The sequence below is a fragment of the Agrobacterium sp. genome, from assembly GCF_059499945.1.
This window is the reverse complement of sequence record NZ_JCABZP010000015.1, coordinates 348180-368161: the sequence shown is the minus strand read 5'-3', so window position 1 is coordinate 368161 and position 19982 is coordinate 348180. Positions and strand designations below refer to the sequence as shown.

16 protein-coding genes are annotated in these 19982 nt (G+C 59.8%); 15 read left to right on the top strand and 1 reads right to left on the bottom strand.

Going from position 1 to position 19982, the window contains the following annotated elements; all coding sequences use genetic code 11:
• The first annotated feature begins 58 nt into the window (after window positions 1-58).
• The 15 genes from ntrB to glpK all read left to right on the top strand — a co-directional run bounded on the left by ntrB (window position 59) and on the right by glpK (window position 19044).
• A complete protein-coding gene (gene ntrB, locus AC5I5B_RS19230) occupies window positions 59-952 on the top strand; it encodes a nitrate ABC transporter permease (RefSeq protein WP_003505862.1) in 894 nt (297 codons plus the stop codon).
• Between the two features lie 13 nt (window positions 953-965).
• Window positions 966-1763, top strand: coding sequence for an ABC transporter ATP-binding protein (locus AC5I5B_RS19225; protein ID WP_035225183.1), 798 nt, complete (start codon window positions 966-968; stop codon window positions 1761-1763).
• Window positions 1764-1768: 5 nt separating this feature from the next.
• Window positions 1769-4216, top strand: coding sequence for a nitrite reductase large subunit NirB (gene nirB, locus AC5I5B_RS19220; RefSeq protein ID WP_111834789.1), 2448 nt, complete (start codon window positions 1769-1771; stop codon window positions 4214-4216).
• A gap of 5 nt (window positions 4217-4221) precedes the next feature.
• The gene (nirD, locus tag AC5I5B_RS19215; protein ID WP_003505867.1) at window positions 4222-4557 is read left to right on the top strand and encodes a nitrite reductase small subunit NirD; all 336 of its coding nucleotides are present in this window, start codon (window positions 4222-4224) and stop codon (window positions 4555-4557) included.
• A 214-nt stretch (window positions 4558-4771) separates the two neighbouring features.
• Entirely contained in the window at window positions 4772-7420 is a 2649-nt protein-coding gene (locus AC5I5B_RS19210; protein ID WP_111834788.1) for a nitrate reductase, read from the top strand.
• Window positions 7392-8870: a siroheme synthase CysG gene (gene cysG / locus AC5I5B_RS19205; RefSeq protein WP_020812586.1), complete on the top strand. Its 1479-nt coding sequence runs from the start codon at window positions 7392-7394 to the stop codon at window positions 8868-8870. The genes AC5I5B_RS19210 and cysG overlap by 29 nt, the downstream gene beginning before the upstream one ends.
• 119 nt (window positions 8871-8989) lie before the next feature.
• Window positions 8990-9763, top strand: coding sequence for a DeoR/GlpR family DNA-binding transcription regulator (locus AC5I5B_RS19200; protein ID WP_003505873.1), 774 nt, complete (start codon window positions 8990-8992; stop codon window positions 9761-9763).
• Window positions 9764-9871: 108 nt separating this feature from the next.
• Window positions 9872-11395 (top strand): glycerol-3-phosphate dehydrogenase, encoded by a 1524-nt coding sequence (locus AC5I5B_RS19195; protein WP_003505883.1) that lies wholly within the window; start codon window positions 9872-9874, stop codon window positions 11393-11395.
• A 37-nt stretch (window positions 11396-11432) separates the two neighbouring features.
• Complete coding sequence (locus tag AC5I5B_RS19190) at window positions 11433-12503, top strand: ABC transporter ATP-binding protein (protein ID WP_060723061.1); 1071 nt, start codon at window positions 11433-11435, stop codon at window positions 12501-12503.
• A 12-nt stretch (window positions 12504-12515) separates the two neighbouring features.
• Entirely contained in the window at window positions 12516-13586 is a 1071-nt protein-coding gene (locus AC5I5B_RS19185) for an ABC transporter ATP-binding protein (RefSeq protein WP_003505886.1), read from the top strand.
• Between the two features lie 2 nt (window positions 13587-13588).
• Window positions 13589-14455 carry a carbohydrate ABC transporter permease gene (locus AC5I5B_RS19180; RefSeq protein WP_003505888.1) on the top strand — a complete coding sequence of 289 codons (867 nt, stop codon included), beginning with the start codon at window positions 13589-13591 and terminating at the stop codon, window positions 14453-14455.
• Window positions 14456-14458: 3 nt separating this feature from the next.
• Window positions 14459-15382: a carbohydrate ABC transporter permease gene (locus AC5I5B_RS19175; RefSeq protein WP_003505890.1), complete on the top strand. Its 924-nt coding sequence runs from the start codon at window positions 14459-14461 to the stop codon at window positions 15380-15382.
• A 2-nt stretch (window positions 15383-15384) separates the two neighbouring features.
• A complete protein-coding gene (locus tag AC5I5B_RS19170; protein ID WP_003505892.1) occupies window positions 15385-15678 on the top strand; it encodes a DUF2160 domain-containing protein in 294 nt (97 codons plus the stop codon).
• Window positions 15679-15753: 75 nt separating this feature from the next.
• Window positions 15754-17475, top strand: coding sequence for an ABC transporter substrate-binding protein (locus AC5I5B_RS19165; RefSeq protein WP_003505894.1), 1722 nt, complete (start codon window positions 15754-15756; stop codon window positions 17473-17475).
• A gap of 69 nt (window positions 17476-17544) precedes the next feature.
• Complete coding sequence (gene glpK / locus AC5I5B_RS19160) at window positions 17545-19044, top strand: glycerol kinase GlpK (protein ID WP_020810335.1); 1500 nt, start codon at window positions 17545-17547, stop codon at window positions 19042-19044.
• 55 nt (window positions 19045-19099) lie between these two features.
• Here the strand turns inward: glpK and AC5I5B_RS19155 are convergent, their stop codons facing one another.
• The gene (locus AC5I5B_RS19155; protein ID WP_003505897.1) at window positions 19100-19960 is read right to left on the bottom strand and encodes a LysR family transcriptional regulator; all 861 of its coding nucleotides are present in this window, start codon (window positions 19958-19960) and stop codon (window positions 19100-19102) included.
• Window positions 19961-19982: the final 22 nt, after the last annotated feature.

Genomic DNA, 19982 nt, shown 5'->3' with positions numbered 1-19982 from the left:
GCTGAAGACCGGATGAGGGGCGAGCCCAGACCGCAACCGAAATCAAGAGGAAATGCCCATGTCCGCATTGGCCCGAAAATTCAACGAAGAGCCGCAGCAGCCGGTGGCGCAGAAGGCAAACGTCGTGGCGCTTGCACCGAAACAGTCGCCGCGGATCGATCTGCGCAAATGGGGTGCTGCGGCGGCTCGTAACATCATACCGCCGCTTGTCGTTCTCGCCATGCTGCTCGGCGTCTGGCAGCTGCTCTGTTCCGCGCCCGGCTCCTCGCTGCCGCCGCCTAGCCAGGTCTTCGAGGAAAGCTACGATCTCATCGTATCGCCGTTTTTCCAGAATGGTTCGCAGGATATCGGCCTTGGGCTGCGCGTTCTGGTCTCGCTTGAGCGTGTGGCCTATGGTTTCGGCCTCGCCGCCATTGCCGGCATCATCCTCGGTGCGGTGATCGGCCAGTCGGTCTGGGCCATGCGCGGCCTTGATCCGATCTTTCAGGTGCTGCGCACCGTGCCGCCGCTCGCCTGGCTGCCGCTTTCGCTGGCTGCCTTTCAGGACAGCAATCCATCGGCCATTTTCGTGATTTTCATCACCTCCATCTGGCCGGTCATCATCAATACGGCGGTTGGCGTACGCAATATTCCGCAGGATTACCGCAATGTCGCGCAGGTGCTGCGGCTCAACCAGCTCGAATTCTTCTTCAAAATCATGCTGCCGTCGGCCGCTCCTTACATCTTCACCGGCCTGCGCATCGGCATCGGTCTTTCGTGGCTCGCCATCGTGGCTGCGGAAATGCTGACCGGCGGCGTCGGCATCGGCTTCTTCATCTGGGATGCGTGGAATTCCTCGCGCCTGCCCGACATTATCGTGGCGCTCGCCTACATCGGCGTTGTCGGCTTCATGCTCGACAAGCTCGTGGCGGCGCTTGGCAAGGTCATCACCCGCGGCGCTGCGGCGAATTGAGAGGGCCAATATTATGAACGCTTATCTGAAGCTCGATCATATCGACAAATATTTCGACAAGGGCGGCTCGCGCGCCGAGGTGCTGAAAGGCATCAACCTCACCATCGAAAAAGGTGAATTCGTCTCGGTCATCGGCCATTCTGGCTGCGGCAAGTCCACCATGCTCAACCTCATCGCCGGGCTGACGAAAGTCTCCGCCGGTGCGGTGCTTCTCGAAAACCGGGAGGTCAATGAACCCGGGCCTGAACGCGCCGTCGTGTTCCAGAACCACAGCCTGCTGCCCTGGCTTTCGGTCTATGAAAACGTCAATCTTGCCGTGGAAAAGGTCTTCCGCAACACCAAGACCCGCGCCGAGCGGCATGACTGGGTCATGCGCAATCTCGATCTCGTGCAGATGGCCCATGCCAAGGACAAGAAACCTTCGGAAATTTCCGGCGGCATGAAACAGCGCGTCGGCATTGCCCGCGCGCTCGCCATGGAGCCGAAAATCCTGCTGCTGGATGAGCCCTTCGGCGCGCTGGACGCGCTGACCCGCGCTCATCTTCAGGACGCGGTGATGGAAATTCACGCCCGTCTCGGCAACACCATGGTCATGATCACCCATGATGTGGACGAGGCGGTGCTGCTTTCCGACCGCATCGTGATGATGACCAACGGGCCCGCCGCCCATATCGGCGAGGTGCTTGACGTGCCGCTGGCACGCCCGCGCAACCGCATCGAGCTTGCCTCCGACAAGACCTACCTCAAATGCCGCGAAGCCGTGCTGAAGTTCCTTTACGAACGTCACCGCTTCGTCGAAGCCGCGGAGTAACGACTATGGCGCAAAAACTCGTCATCATCGGCAATGGCATGGCGCCGGGGCGCATGCTGGAAAACCTGTTCGAAACCGCCCCCGGCCTTTACGACGTCACGATTTTCAACGCCGAACCGCGCGTCAATTACGACCGCATCATGCTCTCGCCTGTGCTCTCAGGCGAAAAGAGCTATGAGGACATCGTCATTCATAATGACGAATGGTATGCGGCTAATAATGTGACGCTGCACAAGGGCGCGAAAGTCACCGGCATCGACCGTGACAAGAAAACCGTGACCAGCGAAAACGGCATCACGGCCTCTTACGACAGGCTGGTGATCGCCACCGGTTCCCTGCCCTTCATCATTCCCGTTCCCGGTCATCAATTACCCGGCGTGCTCGCCTATCGCGATCTCGACGACGTGACGAAGATGCTGGAAATCACTGAAGGCAAAGGCCGCGCCATCGTCATCGGTGCGGGTCTTCTCGGACTGGAGGCGGCTTACGGCCTGAAGCGTCAGGGCATGGATGTCACCGTCATCCATCTGATGCCGACCATCATGGAGCGTCAGCTCGATCCGGCAGCGGCCTATCTCTTAGAAAAGGCGCTGAACGAGCGCGGCATCGACATCATCACCAAGGCCAACACCAAGTGCATTCTCGGTGAGGACAAGGTCGAGGGCATCGAGCTCGAGGACGGCCGGATCATCAAGGGCGATATGGTGGTGATGGCGGTCGGTATCCGCCCGGCCTCGGGTCTCGCCAAGGAAGCCGGCATCGCCGTCAATCGCGGCATCGTGGTGGATGACGGCATGATGACGTCGGACGCCTCGATCTACGCGCTCGGCGAATGCGCCGAGCATCGCGGCATGTGCTATGGCCTCGTTGCGCCGCTTTATGAATCGGCCCGCGTGCTGGCTGACCGGCTTTGCGGCGGTTCGGCCGAATATCACGGCTCTGTCACCAATACGAAGCTGAAGGTGACAGGCATCAACCTGTTTTCCGCCGGCGACTTCGCCGAAGGCGATGACCGCGAGGAAATCGTGCTGCGCGATGCCACCGCCGGCGTCTACAAGCGTCTCATTCTCAAGGAAAACCGCATCATTGGCGCGGTTCTTTACGGCGAGACGGCGGATGGGTCGTGGTTCTTCGACCTGATGAAGAAATCGACCGATATCTCGACCATGCGCGAAACCCTTATCTTCGGCCAGGCCTATCAGGGAGGGTCTCCGCTGGACCCTATGGCGGCCGTTGCAGCCTTGCCGGATGATGCGGAAATCTGCGGCTGCAACGGCGTCTGCAAGGGCAAGATCACTTCGGTTATAACTTCCAAAGGGCTGACCTCGCTGGACGATGTGCGTGCCCACACCAAGGCGTCCGCCTCCTGCGGTAATTGCACCGGTCTTGTCGAGCAGTTGATGACGATAACGCTGGGCGACAGCTACAATCCCGCCGCCGTGCAGCCCATGTGCAAATGCACCGATCTCGGCCATGACGATGTGCGCCGCCTGATCAAGGCCAAGGGTCTGAAGACCATTCCTGCCGTGATGCAGGAGCTGGAATGGAAAACCTCCTGCGGCTGCGCCAAGTGCCGGCCGGCGCTCAATTATTACCTCGTCTGCGACTTTCCGGATGAATATGCCGACGATTATCAGTCGCGTTATATCAATGAGCGCGTTCACGCCAATATCCAGAAGGACGGCACCTATTCCGTCGTCCCGCGCATGTGGGGCGGCGTCACCTCTTCCTCTGAGCTCCGGGCAATTGCGGATGTGGTCGACAAGTTCGAAATCCCGATGGTGAAGGTGACCGGCGGCCAGCGCATCGATCTTCTCGGTATCGAGAAGGAGGATTTGCCGGCGGTCTGGGCCGATCTCGGCAAGGCCGGTTTTATCTCCGGTCAGGCCTATGCCAAAGGCCTGCGCACAGTGAAGACCTGCGTCGGCCAGCAATGGTGCCGTTTCGGCACGCAGGATTCCACCGGTCTCGGCATCCGCATCGAAAAATTCATGTGGGGCTCATGGACACCCGCCAAGCTTAAGCTCGCCGTCTCGGGCTGTCCGCGCAACTGTGCGGAGGCCACCTGCAAGGATATCGGCGTCATCTGCGTCGATTCCGGTTTTGAAATCCATTTCGCCGGTGCCGCCGGTCTCGATATCAAGGGCACGGAAGTGCTCGGTCTCGTGAGGACCGAGGATGAGGCGCTGGAGCATATCGTGGCGCTGACCCAGATGTACCGCGAACAGGCGCGTTACCTCGAGCGCATCTACAAATGGGCCAAGCGTATCGGCTACGACGAGGTTCGTCGCCAGATCATGGACGATGCTGAAAAGCGCAAGGGCTATTTCGACCGCTTCGTCTTCAGCCAGAAATTCGCGCAGGTTGATCCATGGTCCGAACGTGTATCCGGCCACGACAAGCATGAGTTCAGGCCCATGGCGGCAATCGGTTTCAGTGAAGCGGCGGAGTGAGAACGATGGACAGCAACTGGATTGATATTGGCGACATCTCCGACATCCCGCTGCGTGGTGCGCGTTGCGTGAAAACGCCGATGGGCAAGATCGCCGTATTCCGCACGGCGGAAAATCAGGTCTTCGCGATTGAGGATCATTGCCCGCATAAGGGCGGCCCGTTGTCTCAGGGCATCGTGCATGGGGCTTCGGTGACGTGTCCCCTGCACAATTGGGTCATTTCGCTGGAAACCGGCAAGGCTTTGGGGGCGGATGAGGGGGAGGTGAAGACTATCCCCGTCCGCAATCTCGACGGCCGGCTTTCCATCGCGCTTGAAACTCTGATGATTGCGGCGGAGTGAATTGCGATGGCGGCGATTTTACCCCCCTCTGTCCTGCCGGACATCTCCCTCTCAAGGGGGGAGATCAATTGCGGCACGCGCTTCCGTTCCCAGCTGGCCGCGCCGCCCGTCGATATAGAGCGGGGAGCCTTACGCTTGTCGACCTCCCCCCTTGAGGGGGAGATGTCCGGCAGGACAGAGGGGGGGAAGCGCCACGCACTGAGAGGGCAAACCCATGCCCGTTGAAACAAAAACCACCTGTCCCTATTGCGGCGTCGGCTGCGGTGTCATCGCCACCGTCAACGACAATGGCGCCGTTTCCGTCAAAGGCGATCAGGACCACCCCGCCAATTTCGGCCGGCTGTGTTCCAAGGGTTCGGCTCTGGCCGAAACCATCGATCTCGATGGCCGCCTTCTCCATCCCGAAATTGACGGCAGACGGGCGACGTGGGACGAAGCCCTTGATCTCGTCGCCACCCGCTTTTCTGAAGCCATAGCCGAGCATGGCCCGGATTCGGTGGCCTTTTACGTCTCCGGCCAATTGCTGACGGAGGATTATTACCTCGCTAACAAGCTGATGAAAGGTTTCATCGGCTCGGCCAATATCGATACGAATTCAAGACTTTGCATGTCGTCTTCGGTCGCCGGCCATCGCCGCGCTTTCGGGGCTGACACGGTGCCCGGCACCTATGAGGATATGGAGCTCGCCGATCTGGTGATTCTCACCGGTTCCAATCTCGCCTGGTGCCACCCGGTTCTCTATCAGCGCCTTGCCGCCGCAAAATCGGCGCGGCCGGAGATGAAGGTCGTCGTCATCGATCCGCGCCGGACGATGAGTGCCGATATTGCCGATATGCATCTCGCCATCCGCCCGGATGGAGATGTGGCGCTGTTTGTCGGCTTGCTGGCGCATCTTGCCGATAGTTCTGCAATCGATCACGGCTATGTGGAAAACCATACGGTCAGCTTTGGCGCTGCGATGCAGGCAGCAACCGAATACAGCTTGCCCGATATCGCCGAGACCACCGGCCTGACAATCGCCGAACTGATTTCCTTTTACGAATTGTTCGAACGCACGGAAAAAACCGTCACCTGTTACAGCCAGGGCGTCAACCAGTCGCAGAGCGGCACGGACAAGGTCAACGCCATCATCAATTGCCACCTTGCCACCGGCCGCATCGGCCGGCCGGGTATGGGCCCGTTTTCGCTGACCGGGCAGCCGAACGCCATGGGCGGACGCGAGGTCGGCGGACTGGCCAATATGCTGGCCGCCCATATGGTTATCGAAAATGCTGACGACCGTGATCGCGTGCAGCGCTTCTGGACCTCACCCGCCATTGCGCAAAAGCCCGGCCTCAAAGCGGTGGATATGTTCAGGGCGGTGGCCGACGGCCGCATCAAGGCGCTGTGGATCATGGCGACCAATCCGGTGGTTTCCATGCCGGATGCCGGTGCCGTCGAGGCGGCCATCAAGGCTTGTCCTTTCGTTGTGGTCTCCGAGGTCATGGCCAGTACCGACACGGCCCGCCACGCCGATATCCTTCTGCCATCGCTCGGCTGGGGAGAAAAGGACGGCACGGTAACCAACTCAGAGCGGCGCATTTCCCGCCAGCGCGGTTTCCTCGATGCGCCCGGCGAAGCAAGGGCCGACTGGTGGCAGATGGCGGAGGTGGGCAGGCGCATGGGTTTCGACGCCGCCTTCGATTATGGCCAGGCATCGGAGATTTTCGCCGAACATGCAGCGCTTTCCGGCTTCGAGAATGCCGGAAGCCGCGATTTCGATATTAGCGGGATCGAACGGCTCTCCTACGAAACGATGCCGCCCTTTCAATGGCCGAAAGCCCGGCTTGGCGAGACCGCCGTTACCCGCTTTTTCGCAGACGGCCGTTTTTACCATGCCGATGGAAAGGCGCGATTCATCGCCACCGCCTTGCCGAAAACCGGCAGGACATCGCCCGATTATCCGCTGACACTGAATACCGGCCGCATCCGCGATCAATGGCATACCATGACCCGCACCGGCAAAAGCGCGCGGCTCACCGCCCATATTGCCGAACCTTTCGCCGAACTTCACCCGCGCGATGCGCAGGCGCTGGGAATTGAAAGCGCCGATCTGGTGGAGCTGGAGAGCCCGCATGGCAAGGTTCTGCTGCGGGCGCTGGTCAGCGAAAGGCAGGCGCGCGGTTCGGTCTTCGTACCGATGCACTGGAACGATCAGTTTGCCTCGCGGGCGCGCATCGATATGGTTGTGGCACCTGTTACGGATCCGCATTCCGGCCAGCCCGCTTCGAAAAACGTGGCGGTGAAGGCAAGGCGTTTTGCGGCGAAGGCCTATGGTTTTGCCATTTCCCGCACCCGGCCCGATGCGCCGGATTGCGCCTACTGGGCCATCGCCAAAGCCGATGGCGGCTATCGCATGGAGCTTGCCTTTGCCGAAGAGCCGCAGGACTGGACGCTCTGGGCGCGACAGGTTTTCGGCATCGATGCCAGGATCGAGCCGCTGGGTTACAGCGACCGGCAGACGGGCGATCTGCGTCTCGCCTTTTTCGACGGCGAAACACTGCTTGCGGCACTGTTCATTGCCAATGAACCGGTGGCCGTTGCCCGCAACTGGGCGATCTCGCAACTTACTGAGCGCCACGAGGATTTGCGCATGCGCTTTGCGCTGGTCGCCGGGCGTCCCGGTGCGGGCCGGGCTGATCCGGGTGCGACGGTCTGCTCCTGCTTCAATGTCGGGGTGAACCAGATCACGGCCGCTATCCGTGATGGCTGCCACAGTGTCGAAGCCATCGGCAAGGCGTTGAATGCCGGAACCAATTGCGGCTCCTGCCGCGCTGAAATCAGGGGGATCATCGATGGATGCCTTAAAACCGCAGCGGAATGAACCGGCTCGTATGGAGAAGCTCGCTAAGTTGCCTGTCTTCTGGGGACTTGAGGGCAAGCGCGTGGTTTTGGCGGGCGGATCGGATGGGGCGGCCTGGAAGGCGGAACTGCTGCTGGCCTGCGGGGCGGAACTTCATCTTTATTGTGAGGAAAGCGAGCTTTCGGAAAGCTTCGCGACGCTCGTCGCAAAAAGCCCGATGCTGATATGGCATGACCGTTCATGGGGTGCGGATATTTTCAAGGGCGCGGAACTAGCGCTGGCGGATTGCGAGACCGATGAAGAGGCGGAAAGATTTTACCATGCCGCACGAGCGGCTGGCATTCCCGTCAATGTCATCGACAAGCCGGAGTTCTGCCAGTTCCAGTTCGGCTCCATCGTCAATCGCTCGCCGGTGGTGGTGTCGATTTCCACCGATGGCGCCGCACCCATCCTGGCGCAGGCCATCCGCCGGCGCATCGAAACCTTGCTGCCGCTGGCCCTCAAGGACTGGGGCGCGCTTGCCCAGACAATTCGCGAGCGCGTCAATCTGCGACTCGTGCCGGGTCCGGCGCGACGCTCTTTCTGGGAAAAATTCGTCGATCGGGCGTTCACCGAAAGGCTGGATGAAGGCAGCGAAGAACGGCTGCTTGCGGATATCGGAACGCAGGCCGGTCGGGTGGGTTCGCGCGCCGGGCTGGTGACGCTTGTAGGCGCCGGACCGGGCGATGCCGAACTGCTGACTCTGAAAGCGGTGCGCGCTTTGCAGGCGGCCGATGTCATCCTGTTCGACGATCTTGTTTCAGCCGAAGTGCTGGAACTGGCGCGGCGGGAGGCGAAGCGCATGCTGGTTGGCAAACGTGGTGGCCGGGAAAGCTGCAGGCAGGAAGACATCAACGAGATGATGATCCGCCTCGCCAAGGCCGGAAAACGGGTGGTGCGGCTGAAATCCGGCGATCCGATGATTTTCGGGCGCGCCGGCGAGGAGATCGCCGCGCTGGAGGCCGAAAATATCCCGGTCGAAGTCGTGCCCGGCATCACTGCCGCAAGCGCCATGGCCTCGCGCCTAGGCGTGTCCTTGACCCATCGCGACCATGCCCAGTCGGTACGCTTCATCACTGGTCATTCCCGGCAGGGGAAGCTGCCGGAGAATATCGACTGGCAGTCCCTGTCGAACCCCTCCGTCACCACTGTCTTTTATATGGGCGGACGAACCGCCGGCGATATTCAGTCCTGCCTGCTTGCCCAGGGAATGCCCGCATCGACACCCGTGGTGGTGATGATTTCCGTCAGCCGCGCCAATGAGCGACGATGGTGCGGTTCGCTTGCGCAACTGGCTGCCGCGGTCGAGAGACTGGGCGTGAACGAACCTGTGCTGATTGGCATCGGTGATACGTTCCATAACGCCTCCGCGGCATTTTCCGTTACCCGCAACGAGGAAGCCGATGCTGGGCCTGTTCAAAAAGCCGGCTAACAAGATTTTTGATGGTTTCCGCTAACCGGCGATCCTTCTCACCGTAAACCCTCCCTTGACATTGGTTTTTCGTTCGCTCTTCAATAAAACGAAAAAATTGAAAGAGGAGGGAGGGTGAAATGCTGCTCACACCGCGTCAGGATGAAATCGTTGCGCTGGCGAAAGCGAACGGCCGGGTGCTGGTCGATGAACTGGCGGCGCGGTTTTCGGTGACCCCCCAGACGATCCGCAAGGATCTGAACGATCTCTGCGATACGCGGGTGCTGACCCGCATCCACGGCGGCGCGCTCTTTCCAAGCGGCAATGAAAACGTCAAATACGAGGCGCGCCGCGCCATCGCATCGTCCGAAAAACAGGCGATCGGCGCCGCTGCCGCGGCCCTCATCCCCAATAACTCGTCGCTTTTCATCAATATAGGCACCACGACCGAGGCAGTTGGTGAAGCGCTCGCGGATCATCACGAGTTGATGGTTATTACCAACAACATCAATGTTGCCAACAGGTTGAGGGTTTTCCCCGGCATCGAAGTGGTGATTGCCGGCGGTGTCGTGCGCGGTTCCGATGGTGGTATCGTCGGCGAGGCGGCTGTGGATTTCATCCGCCAGTTCAAGGTTGATTTTGCCGTCATCGGCGTTTCGGCCATCGATGAAGACGGGGCTTTGCTCGACTTTGACTTCCGTGAGGTCAAGGTGGCGCAGGCGATCATCTCCAATGCGCGCCATGTCATTCTGGTGTCGGATTCGCTTAAATTCGAGCGCACGGCCCCCGTGCGTATCGGTCATCTTTCCCAGGTGCACACCTTCATTACCGATCATTGTCCTGTTGATTCCATCCGTACCATCTGTGCCGATCACGATGTCCGGCTGATCGAAACCGAGGGTCGCGACGCCTGATTCAAGGGGCTTTTTGATTTCGTTTGACATTCGTTTTGTCTTCGAATTAGATGGCTGTGCTTTCAATATATCGATGAGGAGAGCGTCGATGAAAGCACGGGAGGGTCCATGTCTGACGAGGCAATTCACGATATTTTCGTGATCGGCGGCGGTATCAATGGCTGCGGCATCGCGCGTGACGCCGTTGGCAGGGGCTATTCCGTGGCGCTTGCGGAAATGAACGATTTTGCCTCCGGCACCTCGTCCGCCGCGACCAAACTCATCCATGGCGGTTTGCGTTATCTCGAACATTACGAATTTCGTCTGGTGCGCGAAGCGCTTATGGAGCGTGAGGTGCTGTGGGCCATGGCGCCGCACATCATCTGGCCGATGCGCTTCGTACTACCGTTCCAGAAGGGTGGCGTGCGCCCGGCCTGGCTCGTGCGTCTCGGGTTATTTCTTTACGACCATCTCGGCGGCCGCAAGCTTTTGCCCGCCACACGCTCGCTTGATCTGCGCCGTGATCCCGCCGGAAAGCCGCTGAAGCCGATTTTCGCCCGCGCCTTTGAATATTCGGATGGCTGGGTGGACGATGCCCGTCTTGTGGTGCTGAATGCCCGCGATGCCGCTAATCGCGGTGCTTTGATCCTCAATCGTACGCAGGTGGTTTCGGCCCGGCGCGAAGGCGCCTTCTGGCGGATTGAAACGAAAAATGTCGCCGGAGAAGCCAAGACCCACCGGGCGCGCATGCTGGTGAATGCCGCCGGCCCCTGGGTGGACAAGGTGCTGTCTTCGACATTCGGTAAAAACAATGTCCACAATGTCCGCCTCGTGCAAGGCAGCCACATCATCGTGCGCAAGAAGTTTTCCGATCCGCGCGCCTATTTTTTCCAGAATCCTGATGGCCGCATTATCTTCGCCATCCCTTACGAACAGGACTTTACGCTGATCGGCACGACGGATCGCGACTATACCGCCGACCCCCGTGCTGTTAAGATCAGCGACGAGGAGATCAGCTATCTTTGCAATGCGGCGAGCGAATATTTCGCTGAACCGGTGGGGCCGGCGGATATCGTCTGGACCTATTCCGGCGTGCGGCCCTTGTTCGATGACGGCGCGTCAAAAGCGCAGGAAGCGACCCGCGATTATGTGCTGAAAACCGAAGGGGCGGAAGGCGAAGCGCCGCTTCTCAATATTTTCGGCGGCAAGCTCACCACCTATCGGCGGCTTGCCGAACATGCTCTTGAAAAAATCGGCGATGCGCTGGGTGAAAAGGGTGCGCCATGGACCGCGGGCTCGCATTTGCCGGGTGGAGATTTCGGTGCCGAAGCCTACGTCGCGGAAGTTTCGGCGCTGCGTTCACGTTACCCCTTTCTCGAAGAGCGTCATGCAAAGCGGCTTGTGCGCTGCTACGGAACGGATGCGACGGCGCTGATCGGCAATGCGACTGAGACGGCGGCGATGGGGCGGTTTTTCGGCGGCACGCTCTACGAGGCTGAGGTTCGCTGGCTGATGGCGAGGGAATGGGCGCTGACGGCGGAGGATATTCTGTGGCGCCGCACCAAGCAGGGGCTGTTTTTAACCCCCGAAGAGGTGCGTGGGCTGGAGGATTATATCGAAGACATTGCGGGTGAACGCTTGAAGGCAATCTGACGATCCGATCGAAAAGCGGAGGAGGCTTTGGATCACCATGCTTGAATTGCGAAACGTCTCGAAGATGGTTGGCGGTGAGTATCATATTCACCCGATCGATCTGACGTTGCAGCGCGGAAGCCTGAACGTCCTGCTTGGACCGACACTTTCGGGCAAAACGACGCTGATGCGGCTGATGGCCGGGCTGGACAAGCCGAGCGCCGGCTCGATCTTTTTTAATGGCGAGGATGTGACGGGCTTTCCGGTGCAGAAGCGTAACGTCGCCATGGTCTATCAGCAGTTCATCAACTATCCGGCGCTCTCGGTTTATGAAAATATCGCTTCGCCGATGCGGGTTGCCGGCAAGGATCAGGCGACCATCGACAGGGAAGTCAGGAAGGCCGCTGAGCTTCTGAAGCTGACGCCCTATCTCGACCGCACGCCCCTCAATCTTTCCGGCGGCCAGCAGCAGCGCACCGCGCTTGCAAGAGCCATCGTCAAGAACGCCAATCTGGTGCTGCTCGACGAGCCGCTGGCCAATCTCGATTACAAGCTGCGCGAAGAATTGCGCGAGGAACTGCCGCGCATTTTTGCGGAATCCGGTGCGATCTTCGTTTATGCCACGACCGAACCGTCAGAAGCGCTGCTGCTGGGCGGCAATACCGCGACGCTTAACGAGGGCAGAGTGACGCAGTTCAGCCGCACGATCGAGGTCTACCGGCGTCCGGTGGATATCGTGACTGCGGAAATCTTCGCCGACCCGCCTCTCAACACCATCGAGGTCATCAAGACGGGTGGGGCTTTCACCCGTGCCAATCAGGCCGTTGTCACGGTGCCGGCGCATCTTGCGGCCGTGCCGGACGGACCTTTGACCATTGCTTTCCAGCCGCATCATCTTTTCCCGCATGCGAAGGGTGAGGCGCGGCAATCCATCCGGGCGCGGACGCTGATTTCGGAAATCGCCGGATCGGAGAGCTTCGTGCATGTGGAATTTTCCGGCAGGCGCTGGGTCATGCTGGCGCATGGCATCCACGACATCGAACCGGACAGAGATATCGAGCTCTTTCTCGATACAAAACACCTGATGGCCTTTGACGCGAATGGCCGCGCCATCGGCGAAGCGGCGTAAGGGAGATCGGTCATGGCACGCATCACGCTCGATCATATCCGCCACGCCTATAATGCCAAGGCGCAGGCTGCCGGCGAATATGCCCTGAAGGAAGTTCATCACGAATGGGAGGACGGCGGCGCCTATGCGCTGCTTGGGCCTTCCGGCTGCGGCAAGACCACGCTGCTCAACATCATTTCCGGCCTGCTGCGTCCGTCGGAAGGCCGCATCGCCTTTGACGGAACTGACGTGACCGATTTTGCCACCGAAGACCGCAATATTGCGCAGGTGTTCCAGTTCCCGGTCGTCTACGACACGATGACGGTCTACGACAATCTCGCCTTTCCGCTGCGCAACCGGCATGTGCCGGAGGCCGAGGTGGACCGCCGGGTGCGGGAAATTCTCGAAATGACCGATCTTTCCGGCATGGCCAAACGCCATGCGCGCGGATTGACGGCAGACCAGAAGCAGAAGATTTCGCTGGCGCGCGGCCTGGTACGTTCCGACGTCAATGCCATTCTTTTCGACGAACCGCTGACGGTGATCGATCCGCATATGAAGTGGGTGCTGCGCTCGCAGCTGAAGCGCCTGCATCGCCAGTCCGGTTTCACCATGGTCTATGTGACCCATGACCAGACCGAGGCTTTGACCTTCGCGGACAAGGTGGTCGTCATGTATGACGGGCAGATCGTCCAGATCGGCACGCCCGCCGAGCTTTTCGAACGGCCGGGACACACTTTCGTCGGTTATTTCATCGGCTCACCGGGCATGAACGTGCTGCCCGCCAGCATCGAAGGGGCGACGGCGGTTGTCGGCGGCCTCGGCGTGCCGCTGGCAGGTGCGCCGAAGGTTGATGGAAAGCAGCGGATCGAGATCGGCATCCGCCCGGAATTCGTCCGGCTGGAACGGGGCGGTATGCCCATCACTGTTGACAAGGTCGAGGATATCGGCCGGCAGAAGATCGTGCGCGCCCGGTTTGCCGGCCAGAAGCTCGCGATCGTCGTTGCGGAAGACGAGGAAATTCCGGCGGAAGCGGGTGTTCGCTTCGATCCGGCCGCGATCGGTGTCTTTGCCGATTCCTGGCGCGTGAAGATGGGAGCCTGACCATGGAAAAGAGCTGGAACAACAAGGCGTGGTTCATGGTGCTGCCGGTGCTGGTGCTGGTCGCCTTTTCTGCCGTCATTCCGCTGATGACAGTCGTGAACTATTCGGTGCAGGATACGTTCGGCAATAACCAGTTCTTCTGGGCGGGAACGCAATGGTTCGAGGAAATCCTCAGTTCCGATCGCTTCTGGAACGCTCTCGGACGCAACCTGGTGTTTTCCGGCATCATATTGGCGATCGAAATTCCGCTCGGCATATTCATCGCGCTCAAGATGCCCAAATCCGGCATCGGCGTGCCGGTCTGCCTCGTGACGATGGCGCTGCCGCTGCTGGTGCCTTGGAATGTTGTCGGCACGATCTGGCAGGTGTTCGGCCGCAGCGATATCGGACTGCTCGGTTATTACGCCAATCAGCTTGGTCTTGACTATAACTACGTCAACGATCCGGTTGACGCATGGATTACGGTCATCATCATGGATGTGTGGCACTGGACAAGCCTTGTCGTGCTGTTGTGCTACGCCAGCCTTGTCTCCATTCCGGACGCCTATTATCAGGCGGCAAGGATCGATGGCGCGTCACGTTTTGCGGTGTTCCGGTACATCCAGCTGCCGAAGATGAAGCGGGTGCTGCTGATCGCCTTCCTGCTACGCTTCATGGACAGTTTCATGATCTATACCGAGCCTTTCGTCGTCACCGGCGGCGGCCCCGGCAATTCCACGACCTTCCTGTCCATCGATCTCGTGAAGGTCGCGCTCGGCCAGTTTGACCTCGGGCCTGCGGCAGCCATGTCGCTGATCTACTTCCTCATCATCCTGCTGCTGTCCTGGGTGTTCTACACCGTCATGACCAGCCACGACGCGGAGACTTGAGACATGAGTGCTTCGAACGTCACGACCGGTGTGGAACGTAATGGCATGGGTACTGGTTCTGCGGCAGTTGCTGCCTCGGTACGGCCTGGTTTTGCCGCAACGGCAAGGTCACGCCGTCACCATGGGCCGTCCAGGTTTTCCTGGCTGGTGCCGACGATCTATATCGTGCTGTTGCTCGTGCCAATCTACTGGCTCATCAATATGAGCTTCAAGACGAATTCGGAAATCGTGTCGTCCATGACGCTTTATCCGCACCAGCCAACGTTGCAGAACTACAGGACGATCTTCACGGATTCATCCTGGTATTCGGGTTACATCAATTCGATTACTTACGTCGTGATGAATATGGTGATTTCGGTCGCGGCGGCGCTTCCAGCGGCTTATGCCTTCTCACGTTACCGTTTTCTGGGCGACAAGCACCTGTTCTTCTGGCTGCTGACAAACCGTATGGCGCCGCCCGCCGTCTTCGCGCTGCCTTTCTTCCAGCTTTATTCGGCATTCGGTCTGATCGACACACATATCGCGGTGGCGCTGGCGCACTGCCTGTTCAACGTGCCGCTGGCGGTGTGGATTCTCGAAGGTTTCATGTCCGGTGTGCCGAAGGAAATCGACGAGACCGCCTATATTGACGGCTATTCCTTCCCGAAATTCTTCGTGAAGATCTTCATGCCGCTCATCGCTTCCGGCATCGGTGTCGCCTGCTTCTTCAGCTTCATGTTCTCGTGGGTCGAGCTTCTGATCGCCCGCACGCTGACGACGACGGACGCCAAGCCGATTGCCGCGACCATGACGCGAACCGTTTCCGCCGCCGGCATGGACTGGGGCCTGCTTGCCGCCGCCGGCGTGTTGACACTGATCCCCGGCGCGCTGGTGATCTGGTTCGTGCGTAATTACATCGCCAAGGGCTTTGCGCTGGGGAGGGTTTGACCATGACGAAGATGCCCGATTTTACCTGGATGGCCTGGACCTGGCAGACGGCTGCGTTTTTCGGCGCCATTGCCGTGCTGCTCGTCGGCATGTGGTTCTGGGAATATCTCTCGCCCGGCGGCAATCCCCGCTTCGGCATCTTGCGCTTCGAGACCACGCGCGGCGACCGGTTGTTCATCTCGCTGCTCGGCAGCGCCTTCATTCATCTCGCATGGCTCGGGCTGGTCGGCCCGAACCTGTGGTGGGCTCTCGCTCTGTCTGCGGTCTACGCCATCGGCGTTTTCCGTTTTGTCTAGAGCAGGAAAAAGGTGCGGCGAAGGAAAACCGCACCAGCAGACTTCATGCAATCGCAAACCCTTGGGAGGACTGATATGCGACGGCATCTGATGACGACGACGGCGGCCATGCTGCTGGCAATGACGGGTTCCGCTTTCGCCGGAATGGAGGAAGCAAAGCAGTTTCTGGACAAGGAAATCGGCGATCTCTCGTCGCTTTCGCGTGGCGATCAGGAAAAGGAGCTGCAATGGTTTGTCGATGCCGCGAAACCTTTCGCGGGCATGGAGATCAAGGTCGTTTCCGAATCGCTCACGACCCATGAATATGAATCCAAGGTTCTGGCTCCGGCCTTCACTGCCATTACCGGTATCAAGGTCACGCACGACCTGATCCAGGAAGGCGATGTGGTCGAAAAGATCCAGACCCAGATGCAGACCGGCCAGAACCTCTATGACGGTTGGGTCAATGACAGTGACCTCATCGGCACCCATTGGCGTTACCAGCAGGTGCGCAACCTGACGGACTTCATGGCCAATGAAGGCAAGGACGTCACCAATCCCGGTCTCGACCTCAAGGATTTCATCGGCAGCGCCTTTACGACGGCGCCGGACAAGAAGCTCTACCAGCTTCCCGACCAGCAATTCGCGAACCTCTACTGGTTCCGTTATGACTGGTTCAACAACGAAAAGAACAAGGCCGATTTCAAGGCCAAATATGGTTATGACCTCGGCGTGCCCGTCAACTGGTCGGCCTATGAGGACATCGCCGAATTCTTCACCGGCCGCGATGTCGATGGCAAGAAGGTCTTTGGCCATATGGACTATGGCAAGAAGGACCCGTCGCTCGGCTGGCGCTTCACCGATGCCTGGCTTTCCATGGCCGGTAACGGCGACAAGGGCCTGCCAAACGGTCTGCCGGTCGATGAATGGGGCATCAAGGTCAACGACAAGTCGCAGCCGGTCGGTTCCTGCGTGGCGCGCGGCGGCGATACCAATGGTCCGGCTTCCGTCTATTCCATCGAGAAATATCTCGAATGGCTGAAGAAATATGCGCCGCCCGAAGCGCAGGGCATGACCTTCTCCGAATCCGGCCCGGTGCCGGCGCAGGGCAACATCGCCCAGCAGATCTTCTGGTACACGGCCTTCACGGCAGATATGGCCAAGCCCGGCCTGCCTGTGGTGAACGAGGACGGTTCGCCGAAATGGCGCGTCGCACCTTCGCCGCATGGCGTCTACTGGAAGGACGGCATGAAACTCGGTTATCAGGATGTGGGTTCGTGGACGCTGATGAAATCCACCCCCGACGACCGCGCCAAGGCCGCCTGGCTTTACGCGCAGTTCGTGACCTCCAAGACCGTGGATGTGAAAAAGAGCCATGTGGGTCTGACCTTCATTCGCGACACCACCATCCACCACAAGAGCTTCACGGACCGGGCCACCAAGCTCGGTGGTCTCATCGAGTTCTATCGTTCACCGGCCCGCGTGCAGTGGTCGCCAACCGGCACCAACGTTCCTGACTATCCGAAGCTGGCACAGCTGTGGTGGCAGGCGATCGGCGATGCGTCTTCGGGCGCAAAGACGGCTCAGGCGGCAATGGACTCTCTCTGCGCCGAGCAAGAAAAAGTCATGAGCCGTCTGGAACGTGCCGGCGTGCAGGGCGATATCGGTCCGAAACTGGCGGAAGAGCACGATATCGAATACTGGAACAAGGATGCCGTTTCGAAGGGCAATCTGGCGCCGCAGTTGAAGATCGCCAACGAAAAGGAAAAGCCGGTCACCGTCAATTACGACGAACTGGTCAAAAGCTGGCAGAAGTAATTTCTGCATGAAATCTTAAACCGGGGCGGCTTTGCCGCCCCGTCATTGCGTCTGAAAGGGAGTAGCATAATGGGCGGTTATATTCTGGCGATCGATCAGGGAACGACATCGACAAGGTCGATGGTCTTTGATCGCGACATGCGGGTCATCGGTGTCGGGCAGCGAGAATTTCCGCAACATTTCCCGGCCTCCGGCTGGGTCGAACACGATGCAGAGGATATCTGGAAAAGTGTGCTGGAAACCATCCGGTTGGCGCTTGCCGATGCCGGCATCGCCGCATCCGATATCGCGGCGATCGGCATCACCAACCAGCGCGAAACGACCGTGCTTTGGGACCGTAATACCGGTGAGGCCGTGCATCGCGCCGTCGTCTGGCAGGATCGGCGCGCCGCGCCTGTCTGCGAGGATCTGAAACGCCGGGGACTCGAGCCGCTTTTTTCGAAAAAGACCGGGCTGCTGCTCGATCCCTATTTTTCCGGCACGAAGTTGAAATGGCTTCTCGACAGCGTCAGCGGCCTTCGCGAAAAAGCCGTGAAGGGGGAAATCTGCTTCGGCACGGTCGACAGTTTCCTGATCTACCGTCTCACCGGTGGCCGCCGCCATGTGACCGACGCCACCAATGCCTCGCGAACGCTGATCTACAATATCGAAGACAACGCCTGGGATGATGAACTCCTGTCGATCCTCGATATTCCGCGCGCCATGCTGCCGGAAGTGCTGGATTGCGCCGCCGATTTCGGCGTGACGGACAGGTCGCTGCTGGGTGCGGAAATCCCGATCCTTGGCGTCGCCGGCGATCAGCAGGCGGCCGTGATCGGCAACGCCTGCTTCGAGCCGGGCATGATGAAATCCACCTATGGCACCGGCTGCTTTGCGCTTCTCAACACCGGCACTGATCGCGTCGCCTCCACCAATCGCCTGCTGACGACGATCGCTTACCGCCTCGATGGCGTCACGACCTATGCGCTCGAAGGCTCGATCTTCATCGCAGGTGCCGCCGTGCAATGGCTGCGTGACGAGCTTGGCTTCATCTCGGTTGCATCAGAAGTCAGTGCGCTTGCCGAAAAGGCCGATCCAAGGCAGCGTGTTTATCTCGTACCGGCCTTTACCGGTCTTGGCGCGCCTTACTGGGACGCCGAGGCGCGGGGTGCGATCTTTGGCCTGACACGCGGCACCGGCCCGGCGGAATTTGCGCGCGCGGCGCTGGAAAGCGTGGCCTACCAGACCTTCGATCTGCTGGACGCCATGCGCAAGGACTGGGCGGGTGATAATGGCAAGACGGTGCTGAGGGTCGATGGCGGCATGGTCGCTTCCGATTGGACCATGCAGCGGCTGGCGGATATTCTTGCAGCACCCGTCGATCGTCCTGTCTTTCTCGAGACGACCATTCTCGGTGCCGCATGGCTCGCAGCATCGCGCGCTGGTATCTGGCCGGACCGCAAGGCCTTTGCCGACCATTGGCGGCGTGATCGCCGTTTCAGCCCGGATATGGAAGAGGGCGAGCGGAAAAACGCTATTGCCGGCTGGCGCGACAGCGTCGGCCGCTGCCTCTCGAAACGGGAAAACTAGAGTATTTCCAGCAAAAGTGTGAAGCGGTTTTGCTTTCGGAAATGCGCCAGGAAATCTATACGAAGCTGCCAGGTGCGATGCTCTTGCTCGACACGAGATCGGAAAGGGCGCGCACCAGCTTCGTATCCGCGCCCTTGCTGGGCTGAAGCACGAATTCCACATCCTCCAGAGCCGGCAGCACACCCGCCGCAATCTCCTTGAGGCCTGCCGGCGCCATGCTGCGTGGCTGCACCAGAATGCCCATGCCCGCTCTTGCGGCAGCGGTAAGTCCGCTGAGGCTGCCGCAGGTGCAGACGATCCGCCAGGAGAGGCCGGCCCGGTCCAATGCTTCCTGCGCCGCCTTTCGGGTGATGCTGGGCGGCGGAAAGGCGATCAGCGGCAGGGCGTCCGGCTGGTTCAGCATGCGTTCCGGGTCGCGCGCCAGCCAGACCAGCGGTTCGCGGTAAAGGAAGTGACCCAGCTTGTCGCCGAGGCGGCGTTTGGCGAGCACCACATCCAGCTCACCATTATCCTGCATCTGGTAAAGCACGCCGCTCAGCGAGACCGTCAATTCGAGATCCACCAACGGATAAAGGCGGATGAATTCCTCCAGAATGGCCGTCAGCCGGCTGGCGACGAAATCCTCCGAGACGCCGAGCCGCAGCCGCCCGCGCAGACGGTTTTCGCTGAAGAGCGATGAGACCTTGCTGTCGATCTCCAGCATGTTGCGGGCATAACCAAGCAGCGCCTCGCCCTCGCCAGTCAGTTTCACCTGATGGGTGCTACGGGCGATCAGCCGGCGGCCAAGGGCTGCCTCAAGCCTTTGAATATGCTGGCTGACGGTGGATTGGCCAATACCCAGCCGATCGGCAGCAAGCGTGAAACTGCCGGTTTGCTGAAGCATGACGAAGCTGGCAAGATGTTGAAGGTTCAGCATTATCTCAAATCGTGATAACTGT